The organism is Pseudomonas sp. TH06, assembly GCF_016651305.1.
GTDB lineage: Bacteria > Pseudomonadota > Gammaproteobacteria > Pseudomonadales > Pseudomonadaceae > Aquipseudomonas.
The window spans coordinates 353,147-369,578 of sequence record NZ_JAEKEC010000001.1; the positions used below are offsets into that span (position 1 = coordinate 353,147).

The window sequence follows — 16,432 nt, forward strand, 5'->3', positions numbered from 1 at the left end:
CGGGCAGATCAGAAGTTCACGCCGAAGCTCAGAGCGACGAAGTCACGGTCTTCGAGGACGTTGTAGTCGCCACCGAAAAAGTCGGTGTAACTGAGGCTCGCGGTATAGGTGTTGCGGTAGTCGGCATCGACGCCGACGCTGATGGCTTTGGCGCCTTCGTTGAACAGGCCGTTGGGGCCGTAACCGGCGACGTCGTGCGACCACGACAGGTTGGGTTTGAGATTGATCCCGCCGATCACGTTGGCGTAATCGAGAATCGCCCGAGCGCGGTAGCCCCACGAAGTCGAGGTGACAAAACCGTCGGTATCGCCACCGAAGCCGTACTGGCCATACACCGAGTCACGGCCATAACGCAGCTTGCTGCGCGGCTCCAGACCACCGACGTGCACCACCGCCGCCTCACCGACCACGGTCAGGCGTTCAGCCCCCAACACTTGATCGAAGAAATGCGTGAGAGTGCTCTGGACCTGCGTGACTTCTTTACGGCGATAGCCCTTGTTGTCCGCACCCGGCGTAGTGGCAATCGGCGACGCTGTACCGCCGGCAATCGGGTTGAGCAGCGCCAGCGTCAGGTCGTTGGTGTTGACCTGCACCGGAGCGTTGGGCCGGTAGCTGATCTCGCCGGTCCACGCGGTGCCGGTGGGCAAAGTGGTAGAAAAACTCGCGCCGTACAGACGAATGTCTTCGGGGTATTCAAGGTAATACCCACCGCGCCCGAGCATCACACTTTGCGCCAGGCCTGAACCGCTGCCCGGCGCCAGGCCGTTGGCGATGCCGACCATGCCCGGCAATGCCGCGAGGGTCGAAAGCCCCGCCGTGGTGGTGCCCACCGTTGGCGTGCGGCTGTGGTAATTCATGAAGTAGAGACCGTATTCGGTATCGTCGCCGAGCCAGCGCAACGCCGTGCCCCACTGCCCGGAATCCCGCGCATCGCGGTCGCCGCCACGGGGGATGACGACGCCTTCGCGGGTCACCTGAATGCCTTGGCCGAAAGCCTGGGTCAGCGGCACAAACGGCGCGATCGCCGGGTTGCCGACGGTGTAGCCGTTGTTGCAACCGTCTGCCGCCACGTCGACACCGAAGAAGGTGCCGCAGTTGTCGAGAACGGTCTGATCCCATTCCAGCTGGTAGAAACCTTCGACGGTCAGTTGATCGGTCAGACCTTGCGAGCCGAACAACATGTTCACCGGAATCAGGCCTTCCTTGATCTCCGCACCGGGTCGACGAAACGCCGAAACGTCGATCGGGTTGATGCTGTTGATCGAGTTGCCGATGAAGGTACTTTCGCCCCAGCTCACCACCTGCTTGCCGGCGCGCACGGTGCCCGGCAGGTCGGCAATGGAGTAGTTGTGATAGACGAAGGCATCGAGAATCTGCGCGCCGGAAGACTTCGCGCCCTCCTTGCGGCCCTTGTCGCTGATCGGTTTGAACTCGCGGTCTTCATCCTTGAGTTCGAAGTCATACCAATACTTGCCACGGACAAACACACCGGTATCGCCGTATTTCAGTTCGAGGTCGTGAATGCCTTTGAAGATTTTCGAAAAGGTTTCGCCCTTCTTGAAGTTCAGGCGTCCGTCATCACCGGTCGAGGATTGCCCGGTACCACCGTTGACCGTGCCAACCAGCGACTTGTCGGCATCACGCAGCCCCCAACTCGCACCAACCGACAGCGACGAGTCGAACGTGCCCTCGATTTCCCCGATGTTGAACGAAACCGCGTGCGCCTGGGCACAGCAACCCAGAGCCACCGCGGCGGCCAGCGCCTGCGGTGTGAAGATGGCGCGCATTGTTTTTGTTGTCATGCGTCTTCCCCGGTGAGTGACAGAAGGCCTCACCCTACTGCCGCCTGACGGGGTCGATAAGCGCACCAAGGAGGTATTCGCGTTGTCGCCCGAAAGGATGAACGCCCTTGCGGGCCGGGGCTTTGCGCAAGCCATGGATCGGCTGGATGGAGGATCATCAGCCAAGCGCATGAGGCCGCTGTTGAAGGAGGACTGTTGCATGCCCCGTAACAGTGCATGTCTGGAATCGGTATTTTTCCTACAGACTCAACACCTTATTCTGAGCGGGCTTTCACGGGACACGCCGTAGAGCACGCAGCACTGGACTTAGAGCAACTCAGGCCATTGCTGACAGATTTCAGATGAATCGAACCATTCGGTTTATCGCCCTGGTGTTCACTGACGTTGATTTGTAGCTCCTTGATCCAACGTCTTACCTTGGCCGCTGCGTTTGCAGCGGCCTTTTTTATGCCCGCCGTTTTACCCTCCTCGCCTGCAATCGTCGGAAAACTCCCCCTGTTACTGTAGGAAATCTCTTTTTAACCTTCTAATCCCAAGCAATAAAATCGCGTTCACGATTATTCATACAACCAAGCAGGTCATTACTGACGAACGATGCAGATACGTCCGCTCGAAAGCTGATGCAGGTTAATCGCTCCGTAAAATCCGAATAACTTGCAGTGAGTAAAACAATATTGGAACAAAATCTTGTTGAAGGCGCGGTAACAAAAATCGAAAGAAAAGGCGCTGCTGCCGACCTCGTCATGATTCAACGCCTTCACGCCATTCTGGAAAGGCAAGCTTAAGACGACTGATACCGATCGCCGGTTCTACTCGCATGCACTTCGAATGATGGAGCGGTTCAGAGCGTTGGGGATCGCTGACGACTACATTCCTAAAAATAATCCGTCCCTTTGGAATAACATCCATGCAGCCACACTTGAGGAATTCAAACTGAGCAACGACGAGGTATTGCGCTATACCGCCGAGGCAATTGACGCTGCGAAAAAGCAGGAACTGAAAGCATTTGAATGCGTCAGCGGATCGAAGAGTTCGATTGCAAAACTGGAACAAGCTGTCAGGCAAGAAAACCTCAGAGACTTGCTATCAGTTTTGGCCATCGGTTTGGCATTTCCCTCCATCGATACATTGTTCGGACGTTATCGATTTGAAGTCATCGCGCGAGGAGAACTGTGTAAAACGTACGAGCAGTTATTTCATGAAGGCGTGTTGGCTGAGGGCAATGAGGCTGTCGCCATTCCGGGCCCAAACTGGAGAGTTCCGGAATTCATGATTGATAAAAGGTACGAGGAGTAATAGAAGAAGCCTCGCTGCATCCAGTACGCGGCGAGGCTCAAACGACTCTTAAAGCGAATACTTCTGCAAATTCGCCATCATCTCCTTCAGCGCCTCAATATTGTCCTTCGGATGCGCCGCCCCTTCGAAATCGCAAATCTGCTGCCAATGTGCCGAGACATCTTCCGGCGAGAAACCCACCCGTGGATCAAACCCGGCGCCGAGGCTGCGTTCCCAACGCACCTTGCCCATCCAGCCGCCACCGACCTCGAACAGGCCGGAAGTCTCCTGGCACTGTTCGCTTGCCAGATACACCACCAACGGGCTGACCAGTTCCGGCCTCAGTTGTTCGAACACTTGCGGCGGGATCAAACCTTCAGTCATGCGCGTGCCGCCGGTTGGGGCGATGGCGTTGACCAGGATGTTGTTCTTGCGCCCTTCGATGGCCAAAGTACGGGTCAGGCCATACAGGCCAAGTTTGGCCATGCCGTAGTTGGACTGGCCGAAGTTGCCGTAGATGCCCGAGGTCGAGGCGGTGAAGATCACCCGGCCGTAATTTTGTTCGCGCAGGTGCGGCCAGGCGGCGCGGGTGACTTTGTAGGCGCCTTCGACGTGGACGCGGTAAACCAGATCCCAGTCGGCGTCGTCCATTTTGTGGAATGTCTTGTCACGCAGGATGCCGGCGTTGTTGACCACCACGTCGACGCGGCCGAAGACGTCGAGGGCGTTCTGCACCAGTTTGTCGCCGTCGGTGACCGAGTCGTGGTTGGCTTCGGCGATACCGCCAGCGTCGCGGATTTCTGCCACGACGCGGTCGGCAGCGGAGGCATTGGCGCCTTCGCCCTGGGCCGAGCCGCCGAGGTCGTTGACCAACACTCTGGCGCCCTGTTTGGCGAACAGCAATGCATGAGCCCGGCCGAGGCCACCACCGGCTCCGGTGACGATCACGACTTTATCTTCGAAACGTACGGACTCATTCATCGCAGCAACTCCAGCAGGCCAAAGGGACAGTGATCCCGAGTGTCAGGCACGCAGCTTTGGCTCACAACGAACACGGCTGGGGGTGAATGGTGCGCGATAAGGTGGGGGGATAGTGAAGGCCACATGAGAGTTTTTGTGGCGAGGGAACTTGCTCCCGCTCGGCTGCGCAGCAGTCGCAAAACGTTACTTGCAGGTTTCCTCTGAAAATTCGATCACAGATTCAAGGGCCGCTTCGCGCCCCAGCGGGAGCAAGCTCCCTCGCCACAACGGTTAACCCGGCCAAATGTCGGAACGGGGAACATTTGATCTTCAGGAACACGCCACTCGGCGCGGCGGCAGCGCGAAGCGATCACGGAACGCCAGGTAATGCTTGAGCACCTGCACCGGCGCCTCGGTCTGCGGATAGTGGCCGATGCCCGGCAATAGCACCGTGTCGGCATCCGCAATCAACTCGCGATAGCGTTCGACCATGTGTGCCCCGGAGATCGGATCGACTTCGCCATCGATCACCCGCAACGGCACTCCTCCGCGCTGCATGGCGGCCACCCAGCGATCACGCTGCACGCGTCGTTCGGGAATGTAGCTGATCAGTTTGTGCATGATGCGCGGGCCGCGATTGCTGTCGATCAGGCTCCAGAAATCATCCAGTTCACTTTCACTCGGACGGGTTTGCGGGCCGAAGATATGACGAAAACTCTTCACCAGCGCGTCGCGGGTAAACGCCCGGCCGATCATCCAGCCCAATGGGCTCAGCAACAGTTTTTGCATCAATACCGGACGATGGGTTTCCGGGAACAGACCGCCGTTGAGAAACACGCAACTGGCAACCTCGATCTGATCGTCGTAATGCCGTGCCAGCAATTCCTGAGCAACGCTGTCGCCATAATCATGGGCAAGAATATGCACCGGTTGCTCGACCTGCAAATGGGCGAGCAACGCCTGTTGCAGATCCGCCTGCTCGATAAGGCTGTAAGCGTGATTCAACGGTTTGGCCGAATCACCGAAACCGAGCATGTCGCAGGCGATCACCCGGTAACGCTGGGCCAGTGGTTGCCACAGATAATGCCAATCCCAACTGGCGGTCGGAAAACCGTGGATCAACAGCAGCGGCTCACCCTGCCCCGCCGTCCAGTAACGGATCGGCTGGCCACGAAAGACAAACGTCTGGCTGCGTTTACGCCAGACACACAGAGGAATCTCGGCAAGAGGCATTAGAGTTTATATCCCGGGTCTTGTTTATCGAGTTTGCGCAGCAACGCCGGCCAGGCCAGCGCACCACCCATGCCTTGAGCACTTTTGGTGACGCCGGCGATCATTGCCTTGGCGCCTGCGAGGATCTGCGGTTCGATGGCAATGAGTTCCGCGCCACCGGTCTGCGCCATCACCTGAATGTCGCAGGCGCGCTGGAAGGTGAACATCATCAGAAAGGTATCGGCGATGGTGCCGCCACAGGTCAACAAACCGTGGTTGTGCAGCATGAGGAAGTTGTTCTCGCCGAGATCGGCCTGCAAACGCGCCTTCTCTTCGTGATTCAGCGCCACGCCTTCATAAGCGTGATAAGCCAGGCTCGACAGCACGAACAGCGATTGCTGGCTGATCGGCAACACGCCTTGTTTCTGCGCCGAAACGGCAACACCGGAGGCCGTGTGCGTGTGCAGCACGCACACCACATCGTGTCGCACTTCGTGCACGGCGCTGTGGATGGTGTAACCGGCGGGGTTGATTTCGTAAGGGCTGTCCATGAGTTTGTTGCCGGCCTGATCAACTTTGACCAGGCTCGACGCGGTGATCTCGTGGAACATCAGCCCGAACGGATTGATCAGGAAGTCCTCGGTGCCGGGCACCTTGGCGGAAATGTGCGTGAAGATCAGGTCGTCCCAACCATGCAGCGCGACCAGACGATAACAAGCGGCGAGATCGACGCGGGTCTGCCACTCGGCGGCGCTGACCTGGTCTTTGACATTAAGGGACGTTTGGACGGGGGCTACGCTCACTGTATGCACCTCTGCGTTCTTATTGTTTTGCACGTGTCAGCAGTCTAGTCAGGCGTAGCTGATCGCGTAGTTGCATTGCCAGCCAGCTTGATGACTGAGCGGGTCAGCAATGCAAACACCTTGGATCCATGTCAAAGCAACGACGCCAACAAAGGTGCGGCGAACAGATTGAGCAAGCCGGTCAACACCATCACCAGCCCCGCCACGGAGCCTTCTTCGCCGCCCACTTCATGGGCCCGGCTGACACCGGCGCCGTGCGCACCGACACCAAACAGCGCCCCCCGCGCCAAGGCACTGCGCAACGGCAACCACTTCAAGAGCACGCCGCCGAGCATCGCGCCGAACACCCCGGTGAACATCACGAACACCGCGGTCAATTCCGGCACGCCACCCAGATCCTGCGCCAGCGGCATGGCGAACGGCGTGGTGATCGAACGCGGCACCAGAGACATCGTCACCGAACTGTCGAGCGCCAGTGCCTTGGCCAGACCGAACGAAGTGCCAATCGACGCCGCGCTGCCAGCGACCATGCCCAACAGCAACGCCGACCAGTGCCGCATCAACAGCCGCCGCTGCTGCCAGATCGGCACGGCGAAAGCCACGGTGACCGGGCCGAGCACCAGCATCAGCCAATGGGTGTTACTGGAGTATTCGGCGTAGGCGGTGTGCAGCGGCACGGCGAGCGCCAACAGCAGCACCGGCACCAGAATCAGCGGCGACAGCAGGTAACGCCCGGTGCGGCGATAAATCCAGCGGCTGAACAGGTAGGCCAGCAGTGTGAAGGCGAGCCAGAACATCGGCATCAGTTCAAGTTTCATGGGAATGCCTCAGACGCACGGCCAGTTCCACGGTGAACGCGGTCACCAGCATCACCATCAACGTGCTGGCAGCGATCACCAGCAGAATCCGCCAGCCGTCATTGCGCAACAGCGCGCCGTAATCGAGCAGACTCATCAGCGCGGGGATGAAAAACAGCAGCATCTCGGCCATCAGCAACCCCGCGCCCAGTTGCAATGCGGCCGGTTTGACCCAGCCAAAAGCGAACGCCAGCAGCAACAGCGCCATGCCAATCACCCCACCGGGAATCGGCAGGGCCAGCCAGGTGGCGAGTTGGCAGCCGAGCAGGTAGAGACCGAGCAACACGGCCAGTTCGGCGAATAGACGGGAAAGATGCTTGAGGGTGGCGGCGTTCATGGCGGGGCTCCTTTCAGGTGTTTATTTTACGAAGCGCCCTGCCATCCCAGAAGCGAATTGTTAGACTCATGGGCATTCCAAAATGGAATCAAGTCATGGAATTCAAACAACTGCGCAGTTTTGTCGAAGTCATGCATCAGGGCGGCTTTACCCAAGCGGCGAAAACCTTGCACATCAGCCAGTCGGCGGTGAGCAAACAAGTCGCGCAACTGGAGCAGAGCCTCGGCACGCCACTGCTCGAACGGCTTGGCTCACAGCTGCGCCTGACTGCCGCCGGCAGCGTCGTGCTGCAACGCGCCGAAGGTATGTTGCGATTACGCAATGAGTTGCTCGTCGAGCTGGACGATCTCAGTCAACTGGCGCGTGGCGAGTTGCGCCTCGGCCTGCCGCTGTTGGGCAGCGATGCGTTGTTCGCCGGGCTGTTTGCCGAGTATCGACGGCGCTATCCGAACATCAGCATTCAGTTGCTTGAAGGCGGTAGCCGCAACATCGAGCAAGCGGTGCTGAGTGGCGAGCTGGAGCTGGGGGGCAGTTTGTTGCCGAAGGATCCGCAGTTCGACTGCCAGCCGTTTTGTGATGAGAAACTCGACGCCCTGCTGCCGGTGGATCATCCGCTGGCCGATCAAGGGGAAATTGGGCTGGAACAGTTGGCTGACACGCCGTTCCTGCTGTATCAGCGCAGCTTCGTGCTCAACGACCGCTTACTGCAGGCCTGTCAGCAGATGGGCTTTACACCGAAGGAAGGCGGACGCAGCGGTCAGGCGGATTTTCTCGCGGCACTGGTGGCTGCCGGGCAAGGCGTGGTGCTGTTACCCAGCGTGGTCGCGCGCGGTCTGGTGCGGCCAGGCGTGGTTCGCCTGACCTTGCGAGCGCCGGACTACTTGCGCTGGGACATCGCCTTTATCTGGCGCCAGGGTGCCTATCTGTCGAAGGCCGCGCAAGCCTGGCTGGCGCTGTTGCGCGAACGGGCGATCAGCCCTTGAGTACGCTGATAAGTTCCGCCAGCCAACGCTCAGCGTCAGTTTCCGGTGTAACGCTTTCGCTGGCGTCGATGCGCAGCATTTCCTGAACCTCACGCAGGCCAAGTTCGGCGAACAGCTCACGCATTTGCTCACCGCCGCCGCAAAAGGTATCGCCGTAGCTCGCGTCGCCTAATCCAATCACCGCTCCCGGCAAACCACGCCAGGCTGCCGGCAATTGATCACGAATGGCCGAATACAGCGGTTGCAGGTTATCTGGCAACTCGCCCATGCCGGTGGTCGAGGTCACTGCCAGAAAGGCTTCCGGACCGAAAGACTGGATATCGGCCAGGCTGGCGCGCGAGTTGTAGAAGGTTTCAAAGCCAGCGGCTTTCAGCAGGTTCTGGGCGTGGCGGGCGACTTCTTCGGCGGTGCCGTAGACCGAACCGGAGAGGATGGCGACTTTCATCAATCTGATCCTGAAACTGAAAAAAAGAGCGACGATAGTAACAGCCCCGGCCCGTGATGTTGCGATTGCCTCGCAATCAGCGTTGATGGCCTATAGACAGCCCCTGCCGTTCTTCTAGAATGCCTGCCACTGACAACACTAAAAGGATTCAAGGATGATCAACGCCAGTCTGCTGCAAATGGTGATCAACGCTTCGAACGACGGGATCGTGGTAGCCGAGAAGGAAGGTGAGCAGGACAACATTCTGATTTACGTCAACCCGGCTTTCGAACGTCTGACCGGTTACAGCAGTGAGGAAATTCTCTATCAGGACTGCCGTTTTCTCCAGTCTGGAGACCGCGATCAGGAGAGTTTGACACTGATTCGCGACACGTTGCGCAATAGCGGTTCATGCCGGGAAATCCTGCGCAACTATCGCAAGGACGGCACGCCGTTCTGGAATGAGCTGTCGCTGTCGACGGTGAAAAACGCCGATGACGGTCAGACGTATTTCATCGGAGTGCAAAAGGACGTGACGGTTCAGGTCAAGGCTCAGCAACGAGTGGCGCAACTGGAAGCGCAAGTCGCCGCCCTGCAAAGCGAGCTTGCGGCATTGAAAGCGACGAACGGCGCAAACAAAACAGCGAACTAATTGTCATTAACTACAATCACCAATGACTTTGTAACTATTTCTTACGAGCCAACCATGCAACGCGACGCCCTCCTGACCCAGGATGAGCTGGATTTTATCCAGACCATGCAGCACAACCCGCAATTGAACGTGCGGGATGCGACGTCGAGTCTGCTGGTTAATGGTGGTTCCCAGATCCGTGACTTGCTCACGCGCCTGGCCGCTCACGAGCAAGTCACCATTCAGGCCAATTTCGAAAATCAGCAAATGACCTTTCCGCTGCACCTGGTGGAAGACGAGTTTCATGCGCTGCATTTGCGCCTCGGCGTACCGAGCATTTACGAAGATGGCCCGATGGTGCGCCCATGGCGACTGACACTCGAAGAACCCGTTGCACTGGAAAATGCCAAGGGCCAACCGGGCACGATGTGGGTACACGAGGTTTCGCACAAAGGCGTGCTGCTGGAAATGCGCAACAAGACCAAGCCACCCAAGCACTTCGCGCTTTGGTTCAGCCCTTCCGGTTATGAGCGGATTTCACTGCGCGGGAATTTCGAGCGGGAAACCGAAAGCGGTTTCCATGCCTACGAACTCAGCCAGACCGATGCGGATGAAACCGAACGCTTGCGCCAGTTCATCCTGCAACAACACCGCTTGACGCACCCTGCCCTGCACACCTGATTTTCAGGTATCGAGCTTGCCCGCCAGCATCTGTGTCAGACGCTGACGCATCGTTGCACCTTCGTTGCCAACGCAGCCGATCGACGTTCCCGAAAGGCTTTCCTGCGCCAGATCGGAGGCATCCCCCGCCAGAAACAACTGACAATCGAGACTCAAGGCCAACCGGTTCAAGCGCCGCGGCAATTCCGGAGCCGGTGCGTGATTGGAAAAAAGTACCAGAGCGTGCGGTTTGATCTTCTCGCAAACCAGAGTCAACTCGTCGAACGGCTGTCCGGTGGTCAACACCCGCACACCCGAATCGCTGCTGCTGAGAAACAGCGCCGCGACCAGCAACTCCAGTTCACGACATTGGCCCGCCAGGGCGCTAACGATGATCTTGCGCGGTTGCGCGCCACGCAGTGCGATGATTCTCTGCAGCACCCGCGTGCGCAGATAACCGTCGAGAAACAGCCACTCACTGGTTTGCCCGAAAGCGTCCTGACACTGCAACAGTTGTCGCCACAAGGGCATCAGAATGTCCTGAAAAACCACGGGCAATGCGTAGGAAGAAAAGATCTGACCGTACACCCGGTCCAGTTCGACATCGTCGAAAGCGCTCACCGCTCGCTGCACCTGGAGCTGCCATTGCTGATAATCGGCCTGCACCAGATCATCGGGAATGATGTGGGCCAAAACCTTCAATGGCTCGGTCTTCGCCAGGATCTTGCCGATCTTGCTGACCGCCACACCTCGATCAATCCATTCGACGATGCTGCGAACGCGCTCGATTTCGGTCATCGAATACAACCGATGCCCGCTTTCGGTGCGTGACGGCCGAATCAAACCATAACGCCGCTCCCACGCGCGCAGTGTGACCGGGTTGACGCCAGTCAGCCGTGAGACCTCACGGATGGGAAACAAATCTTCGCGCTCGAGCGCAACAGATGCCTGCGAAGCAGGGCTTACGTCCGTCATGACAGGCATTGTGCGATCTACGTCCTTGTGGGTTTTGGATCCCATTCTACCCCCGATGACCCATTTGGGTTCGAGTGAAGATATGCGACGAAAGTCACTGGTTTAATCACTAAAATCGGGAATAATCCTTGCTTGCTAAAAAACGCGTGCCTCTACCCCGGCCTGCGTCTCGCGAAACTCCTACCCGGAGCGATGCACTCGATATACGGAGATACACAATGTCTACTTCCCCCGTCACGCTGATGGTTGCGCGTCGCGTCGCCGATGGCCGCTATCAGGATCTGATCGCCTGGCTACGTGAAGGCGAACAACTGGCCACCGACTTTCCCGGTTATCTCGGCTCCGGCGTGCTCGCACCACCGCCCGGCGATAACGAGTTTCAAATCATTTTCCGCTTTGTCGATGAGCAAACCCTGCATGCGTGGGAGCACTCGGCCTCGCGCACCGCGTGGCTGGATCGCGGCGCCGATCTGTTTGCGCATCCGAAGGAGCATCGGGTCAGTGGCATTGAAGGCTGGTTCGGCGCCAATGTCATCGGTCAGCGTCCGCCGCGCTGGAAACAGGCAGTGGCAATCTGGCTGGCGTTCTTCCCGGTGTCGCTGCTGTTCAATTTCGTCCTTGGCCCGCTGCTGGCCGAAATGAGCCTGTTGCCGCGCGTGCTGATCAGCACCGCGTGCCTGACGCCGCTGATGGTCTACTTCTTTATTCCGTTGTCGACGCGGTTGTTGGCCAATTGGCTGAACAGTGTTCCAACAAGGCCTTTGCCTGCCTCGCCTTCAACGCAAAACCACTAAAAGATCGCAGCCTCGTTGCACTCGACAGCTCCTACAGGCTGGGTGGACGCTCCCTATGTAGAAGCTGCCGAAGGCTGCGATCTTTTATGGCCCGCCGCTGTTATAGTTTTTGCTCTAACCGCGATGCGAGCCGTTCATGACCCCCACTTCCGCCCCGATCCTGATCACCGGCGCCGGCCAGCGTGTCGGTCTGCACTGCGCGCAGCGATTGCTTGAAGACGGCCACCGTGTCATTTTCACTTACCGCAGCGAACGGCCCGGCGTGCAAGCGCTGCGCGATCTCGGCGCCATTGGGGTGTTCGCGGACTTCTCCAGCGAAGCCGGCATTCTGGCCTTCATCAGCGAACTGAAAACCCACACCGCCAGCCTGCGGGCAATCGTGCACAACGCCTCCGAATGGCTGGCGGAAACCCCGGACAGCGAAGCCGAAGCGTTCAGCCTGATGTTCAATATCCACATGCTCGCGCCTTATCTGATCAACCTGCATTGCGCCGATCTGCTCAGGCAATCGACGCCCGCAGACATCGTCCATATCAGTGACGATGTCACCCGCAAAGGCAGCAGCAAGCACATCGGCTATTGCGCCAGCAAAGCGGGGCTCGACAGCCTGACCCTGTCTTTTGCTGCTCGCTATGCACCGGCAATCAAGGTCAACGGCATCGCGCCTGCCCTGTTATTGTTCAATCCCGACGACGACGCGGCTTACCGTGCCAAGGCGCTGGCCAAATCCGCGCTGGGCATCGAGCCCGGCAGCGAAGTGATCTATCAGAGCCTGCGCTATCTGCTCGACAACCCGTATGTCACCGGTACGACCCTGACCGTCAACGGCGGAAGGCATATCAAGTAGTCGCCTCGCGAGGATGTTCAATGACCCGCTCCCTGCCCGAGAATTACCGCGAAATCCTCATCGGCCTCGGTGAAAACCCCGACCGCGAAGGGTTGCTCGACACGCCTGCGCGTGCGGCCAAGGCCATGCAGTACCTATGTCACGGTTACGAACAGAGCGTCGACGACATCGTCAATGGCGCGCTGTTTGCCTCGGACAGTGACGAGATGATCATCGTCGCCGACATCGAGTTGTACTCGTTGTGCGAACATCACCTGCTGCCCTTCATCGGCAAGGCCCATGTGGCTTATATTCCGACAGGCAAGGTGCTGGGGCTGTCGAAGATCGCGCGACTGGTGGACATGTTCGCCCGGCGCCTGCAAATTCAGGAAAACCTCACCCGGCAGATTGCCGATGCGGTGCAACAGGTCACCGATGCCGCCGGCGTCGCGGTAGTCATCGAGGCCCGGCACATGTGCATGATGATGCGCGGTGTCGAGAAACAGAATTCGACCATGAACACCTCGGTCATGCTTGGCGCCTTTCGCGAGTCGAGCAACACCCGCCAGGAGTTCCTGCAATTGATTGGACGGAGCAAGTAAATGCCACAACTACAACCGGGAATGGCGCGCATCCGGGTCAAGGATCTGCGCTTGCGCACCTTTATCGGGATCAACGAAGACGAGATCCTCAACAAGCAGGATGTGTTGATCAACCTGACCATTCTGTATGCCGCGCAGGAAGCGGTGCGTGACAACGACATCGACCACGCGCTGAATTACCGCACCATCACCAAAGCGATCATCGCTCATGTCGAAGGCAACCGCTTCGCGCTGCTTGAGCGGCTGACGCAGGAACTGCTCGATCTGGTGATGAGCAACGGTTCGGTGCTATACGCCGAAGTCGAAGTCGACAAACCGCACGCGCTGCGTTTTGCCGAGTCGGTGTCAATAACGCTTGCAGCGAGCCGCTAGCTTCAAGCTTCAAGCGGCAAGCTGTAAACTTCGTATCACCGCCACCCATCTTGCAGCTTGAAGCTCGTCGCTTGAAGCTGTCTCGCAGAGACTCCCATGAACGAGCAACAACGCCTCGAACTCGAAGCCGCCGCCTTCCGCCGGTTGGTCGCCCACCTGGACAGCCGCAAGGACGTGCAGAACATCGACCTGATGAACCTCGCCGGGTTCTGCCGCAACTGCCTGTCGAAGTGGTACAAGGCCGAAGCCGACGAGCGCCAGATCGAGGTCAGCCTCGACGACGCCCGCGAAGTGGTTTACGGCATGCCTTACGCCGAGTGGAAAGCCCAATATCAGCAAGAAGCCAACGCTGAACAACAAGCAGCGTTCGCCAAAGGAAAAACCCATGAGTGACCTGAACACCCTGCGCGCCAGCCTGAAGAGTGGCGAACACGCTTTCGCCGACACCCTCGCGTTCATCGCCGCCGGCTACGACTACCAGCCACAGGCGTTCAACAACGGTGGCGTGGAAAACGCCGCCGGGCTAAACGAAGGTTCATGCAAGACCCTGGGTCTGGCGCTGCTGGAAGGCCTGAGTGATGAAGAAGCGCTGCTGGCGTTCGGCGAGCATTACCGTTCGGTAGTGGCGACGCCTGAGGGCAGCGATCACGGCAACATTCGTGCGTTGATCCAGCACGGCCTGGCGGGTGTGAAGTTCGAAGTACAGCCGCTGACCCGCCGCTGATCCCAGCAGGAGTGAGCCTGCTCGCGATCGCGATGTACCAGTCGACTCATGTGTTGAATATGGAACCGCTATCGCGAGCAGGCTCACTCCTACAATGAATTGCGGAGCAGCAAAAATTGCGGGCATAAAAAAACCGGCCAATTGGCCGGTTTTTTTGCGTCTGCGATTTAGAACGAAGCGTTCTGCAGACCATCCAGGTAACGCTCGGTGTCCAGTGCCGCCATGCAGCCGGCGCCGGCCGAGGTGATGGCCTGACGGTAAACGTGGTCAGCCACGTCACCGGCGGCGAAGATGCCTTCGACGCTGGTCGCGGTGGCGTTGCCGTCACGGCCGCCCTGCACCACCAGATAACCGTCTTTCAGGGTCAGCTGGCCTTCGAACAGCGAAGTGTTCGGGGTGTGGCCGATGGCGATGAACACGCCGTCGACGGTGATTTCGTCGAAGCTGCCGTCGTTGTTCTTCAGGCGCGCACCGGTCACGCCCATGTTGTCGCCCAGCACTTCGTCGAGGTTGGCGTTCAACTTGAGGATGATCTTGCCTTCAGCGACGCGAGCGTTGAGCTTGTCGATCAGGATCTTCTCGGCGCGGAAGGTTTCGCGACGGTGGATCAGGGTCACGGTGCTGGCGATGTTGGCCAGGTACAGCGCTTCTTCAACAGCGGTGTTGCCGCCGCCGACCACTGCCACTGGCTTGTTGCGATAGAAGAAACCGTCGCAGGTCGCGCAGGCCGAAACGCCTTTGCCCATGAACGCTTCTTCCGACGGCAGGCCCAGGTAACGCGCGCTGGCGCCGGTGGCGATGATCAGGGCGTCGCAGGTGTAGGTCGCGCTGTCGCCGGTCAGGGTGTACGGCTTGGCGGCGAAATCCACGGCATTGATGTGATCGAACACGATCTCGGTTTCAAAACGCTCGGCGTGCTCGCGCATCCGCTCCATCAGCACAGGACCGGTCAGGCCGTGCACGTCGCCCGGCCAGTTGTCGACTTCGGTGGTGGTGGTCAGTTGACCGCCAGCCTGCATGCCGGTGATCAGCAGCGGCTTGAGGTTGGCACGTGCGGCATACACCGCAGCGCTGTAACCGGCAGGGCCGGAACCCAGAATAATCACTCGCGAATGACGGACTTCAGACATGACCTGCTCCTGTTGACCGGGCCGAATAAACTGGCACGGAACGCCGGACTGCCGGCGGGAATAAAAAAGGACTGTGGATAACCTTGGGGAAGGCGTGAGCTCGACAGTCCTGTAAAAAGTTGGGTGCAGCGTATCGAGGGGGGCAAGATTAAGGAAATACGGTTTAACAATCCAGCTCATAGGTGGTCTCTATGCCGACACACTGACGAGATGGACGTCTTTGTTACAGTGAATGTCGATCGCTCTGCCGTGCTTTCGCAGCTGTTGCAAAGTCGGTAAGGTCGGCGCGTTTTCCCTTGCTCGGAGCACCTTATGCCCGCCCCTGTTCTGTCCGGCCCGCAATACCTGCGCGAAGGCCTCAAACTGGTCCTCAGCCCCGGGCTGCGACTGTTCGTTTTGTTGCCGCTGGCCATCAATCTGGTGCTGTTCGTCGGATTGATCTATCTGGCCGGCCACCAGTTCAGCCTGTGGGTCGATACGCTGATGCCGTCGCTGCCCGAGTGGCTGAGTTTCCTCAGCTACATCCTCTGGCCATTGTTCGTGGTGCTGGTGGCGTTGATGGTGTTTTTCAGCTTCACCATGCTGGCCAACATCATCGCCGCGCCATTCAACGGTTTCCTCGCGGAAAAAGTCGAAGTGGTGGTGCGTGGCACCGATGATTTCCCGGCGTTCAGCTGGAGCGAACTGATCGCGATGATCCCGCGCACCCTCGCCCGGGAAATGCGCAAACTCGGCTACTTCCTGCCGAGGGCCATCGGCCTGTTCATCCTCTCGTTTATCCCGGTGGTAAACATCATCGCCGCGCCGCTGTGGCTGTTGTTCGGCGTGTGGATGATGGCGATCCAGTACATCGACTACCCGGCGGACAACCACAAGCTGGGCTGGAACGAAATGCTCGCCTGGCTGCGCCAGAAACGCTGGCAGAGCATGAGTTTTGGCGGCATCGTCTACCTGGCGCTGCTGATTCCGGTGGTCAACATCCTGATGATGCCGGCAGCCGTGGCCGGGGCGACGCTGTTCTGGGTGCGTGAACGTGGTGCCGAAAATCTGGTGACGCAGCGCTGA

At 58.8% G+C, this 16,432-nt stretch carries 20 protein-coding genes; 11 read left to right on the forward strand and 9 right to left on the reverse strand.

Going from position 1 to position 16,432, the window contains the following annotated elements:
- Positions 1 to 8: 8 nt before the first annotated feature.
- The gene (locus tag JFT86_RS01690; protein WP_201235233.1) at positions 9 to 1,802 is read right to left on the reverse strand and encodes a DUF1302 domain-containing protein; all 1,794 of its coding nucleotides are present in this window, start codon (positions 1,800 to 1,802) and stop codon (positions 9 to 11) included.
- An 828-nt stretch (positions 1,803 to 2,630) separates the two neighbouring features.
- Here JFT86_RS01690 and JFT86_RS29180 point away from each other — a divergent pair.
- Positions 2,631 to 3,098 (forward strand): hypothetical protein, encoded by a 468-nt coding sequence (locus tag JFT86_RS29180; RefSeq protein WP_242489361.1) that lies wholly within the window; start codon positions 2,631 to 2,633, stop codon positions 3,096 to 3,098.
- A gap of 48 nt (positions 3,099 to 3,146) precedes the next feature.
- Here JFT86_RS29180 and JFT86_RS01700 read toward each other — a convergent pair whose 3' ends face one another.
- The 5 genes from JFT86_RS01700 to JFT86_RS01720 all read right to left on the reverse strand — a co-directional run bounded on the left by JFT86_RS01700 (position 3,147) and on the right by JFT86_RS01720 (position 7,246).
- The gene (locus JFT86_RS01700) at positions 3,147 to 4,058 is read right to left on the reverse strand and encodes an SDR family oxidoreductase (RefSeq protein WP_201235240.1); all 912 of its coding nucleotides are present in this window, start codon (positions 4,056 to 4,058) and stop codon (positions 3,147 to 3,149) included.
- A gap of 309 nt (positions 4,059 to 4,367) precedes the next feature.
- The gene (locus tag JFT86_RS01705; protein ID WP_201235242.1) at positions 4,368 to 5,270 is read right to left on the reverse strand and encodes an alpha/beta hydrolase; all 903 of its coding nucleotides are present in this window, start codon (positions 5,268 to 5,270) and stop codon (positions 4,368 to 4,370) included.
- Positions 5,270 to 6,052, reverse strand: a complete 783-nt coding sequence (locus JFT86_RS01710; protein WP_201235244.1) for a class II aldolase/adducin family protein — start codon at positions 6,050 to 6,052, stop codon at positions 5,270 to 5,272. The genes JFT86_RS01705 and JFT86_RS01710 overlap by 1 nt, the downstream gene beginning before the upstream one ends.
- A 131-nt stretch (positions 6,053 to 6,183) precedes the next feature.
- Positions 6,184 to 6,870 carry an LrgB family protein gene (locus tag JFT86_RS01715; protein WP_201235246.1) on the reverse strand — a complete coding sequence of 229 codons (687 nt, stop codon included), beginning with the start codon at positions 6,868 to 6,870 and terminating at the stop codon, positions 6,184 to 6,186.
- Entirely contained in the window at positions 6,860 to 7,246 is a 387-nt protein-coding gene (locus JFT86_RS01720) for a CidA/LrgA family protein (RefSeq protein WP_201235248.1), read from the reverse strand. The genes JFT86_RS01715 and JFT86_RS01720 overlap by 11 nt, the downstream gene beginning before the upstream one ends.
- A gap of 95 nt (positions 7,247 to 7,341) precedes the next feature.
- Between JFT86_RS01720 and JFT86_RS01725 the strand changes: the two genes are divergently transcribed.
- On the forward strand, positions 7,342 to 8,229 hold the full coding sequence (locus JFT86_RS01725; RefSeq protein WP_201235250.1) for a LysR family transcriptional regulator: 888 nt from the start codon (positions 7,342 to 7,344) through the stop codon (positions 8,227 to 8,229).
- Here the strand turns inward: JFT86_RS01725 and JFT86_RS01730 are convergent.
- On the reverse strand, positions 8,219 to 8,674 hold the full coding sequence (locus JFT86_RS01730) for a flavodoxin (protein ID WP_201235252.1): 456 nt from the start codon (positions 8,672 to 8,674) through the stop codon (positions 8,219 to 8,221). The two genes, JFT86_RS01725 and JFT86_RS01730, sit on opposite strands and share 11 nt — an antisense overlap.
- A 154-nt stretch (positions 8,675 to 8,828) precedes the next feature.
- Between JFT86_RS01730 and JFT86_RS01735 the strand changes: the two genes are divergently transcribed.
- Both JFT86_RS01735 and JFT86_RS01740 read left to right on the forward strand, forming a co-directional pair.
- Positions 8,829 to 9,305 carry a PAS domain-containing protein gene (locus JFT86_RS01735; protein WP_201235254.1) on the forward strand — a complete coding sequence of 159 codons (477 nt, stop codon included), beginning with the start codon at positions 8,829 to 8,831 and terminating at the stop codon, positions 9,303 to 9,305.
- A 54-nt stretch (positions 9,306 to 9,359) separates the two neighbouring features.
- Positions 9,360 to 9,965, forward strand: a complete 606-nt coding sequence (locus JFT86_RS01740; protein WP_201235256.1) for a hypothetical protein — start codon at positions 9,360 to 9,362, stop codon at positions 9,963 to 9,965.
- Between the two features lie 3 nt (positions 9,966 to 9,968).
- Here the strand turns inward: JFT86_RS01740 and JFT86_RS01745 are convergent, their stop codons facing one another.
- Positions 9,969 to 10,928, reverse strand: coding sequence for a MerR family transcriptional regulator (locus JFT86_RS01745; RefSeq protein WP_201235258.1), 960 nt, complete (start codon positions 10,926 to 10,928; stop codon positions 9,969 to 9,971).
- Positions 10,929 to 11,137: 209 nt separating this feature from the next.
- Here JFT86_RS01745 and JFT86_RS01750 point away from each other — a divergent pair, with 209 nt between their 5' ends.
- The 6 genes from JFT86_RS01750 to JFT86_RS01775 all read left to right on the forward strand — a co-directional run bounded on the left by JFT86_RS01750 (position 11,138) and on the right by JFT86_RS01775 (position 14,237).
- Positions 11,138 to 11,713 carry an antibiotic biosynthesis monooxygenase gene (locus JFT86_RS01750; RefSeq protein WP_201235260.1) on the forward strand — a complete coding sequence of 192 codons (576 nt, stop codon included), beginning with the start codon at positions 11,138 to 11,140 and terminating at the stop codon, positions 11,711 to 11,713.
- Between the two features lie 136 nt (positions 11,714 to 11,849).
- Complete coding sequence (gene folM, locus JFT86_RS01755) at positions 11,850 to 12,560, forward strand: dihydromonapterin reductase (protein ID WP_201235262.1); 711 nt, start codon at positions 11,850 to 11,852, stop codon at positions 12,558 to 12,560.
- Positions 12,561 to 12,580: 20 nt separating this feature from the next.
- Positions 12,581 to 13,141: a GTP cyclohydrolase I FolE gene (folE, locus tag JFT86_RS01760; protein ID WP_077571160.1), complete on the forward strand. Its 561-nt coding sequence runs from the start codon at positions 12,581 to 12,583 to the stop codon at positions 13,139 to 13,141.
- On the forward strand, positions 13,142 to 13,513 hold the full coding sequence (gene folX, locus JFT86_RS01765; protein WP_007914273.1) for a dihydroneopterin triphosphate 2'-epimerase: 372 nt from the start codon (positions 13,142 to 13,144) through the stop codon (positions 13,511 to 13,513). It begins immediately after the preceding gene.
- Between the two features lie 96 nt (positions 13,514 to 13,609).
- Positions 13,610 to 13,906, forward strand: coding sequence for a DUF1244 domain-containing protein (locus JFT86_RS01770; protein ID WP_201235263.1), 297 nt, complete (start codon positions 13,610 to 13,612; stop codon positions 13,904 to 13,906).
- On the forward strand, positions 13,899 to 14,237 hold the full coding sequence (locus JFT86_RS01775) for a HopJ type III effector protein (RefSeq protein WP_201235265.1): 339 nt from the start codon (positions 13,899 to 13,901) through the stop codon (positions 14,235 to 14,237). Before JFT86_RS01770 ends, JFT86_RS01775 begins: the two co-directional genes overlap by 8 nt.
- A gap of 167 nt (positions 14,238 to 14,404) precedes the next feature.
- Here the strand turns inward: JFT86_RS01775 and trxB are convergent, their stop codons facing one another.
- Entirely contained in the window at positions 14,405 to 15,367 is a 963-nt protein-coding gene (gene trxB, locus JFT86_RS01780; RefSeq protein WP_064119385.1) for a thioredoxin-disulfide reductase, read from the reverse strand.
- 312 nt (positions 15,368 to 15,679) lie between these two features.
- Here trxB and cysZ point away from each other — a divergent pair, with 312 nt between their 5' ends.
- Positions 15,680 to 16,432 carry a sulfate transporter CysZ gene (gene cysZ, locus JFT86_RS01785; RefSeq protein ID WP_201235267.1) on the forward strand — a complete coding sequence of 251 codons (753 nt, stop codon included), beginning with the start codon at positions 15,680 to 15,682 and terminating at the stop codon, positions 16,430 to 16,432.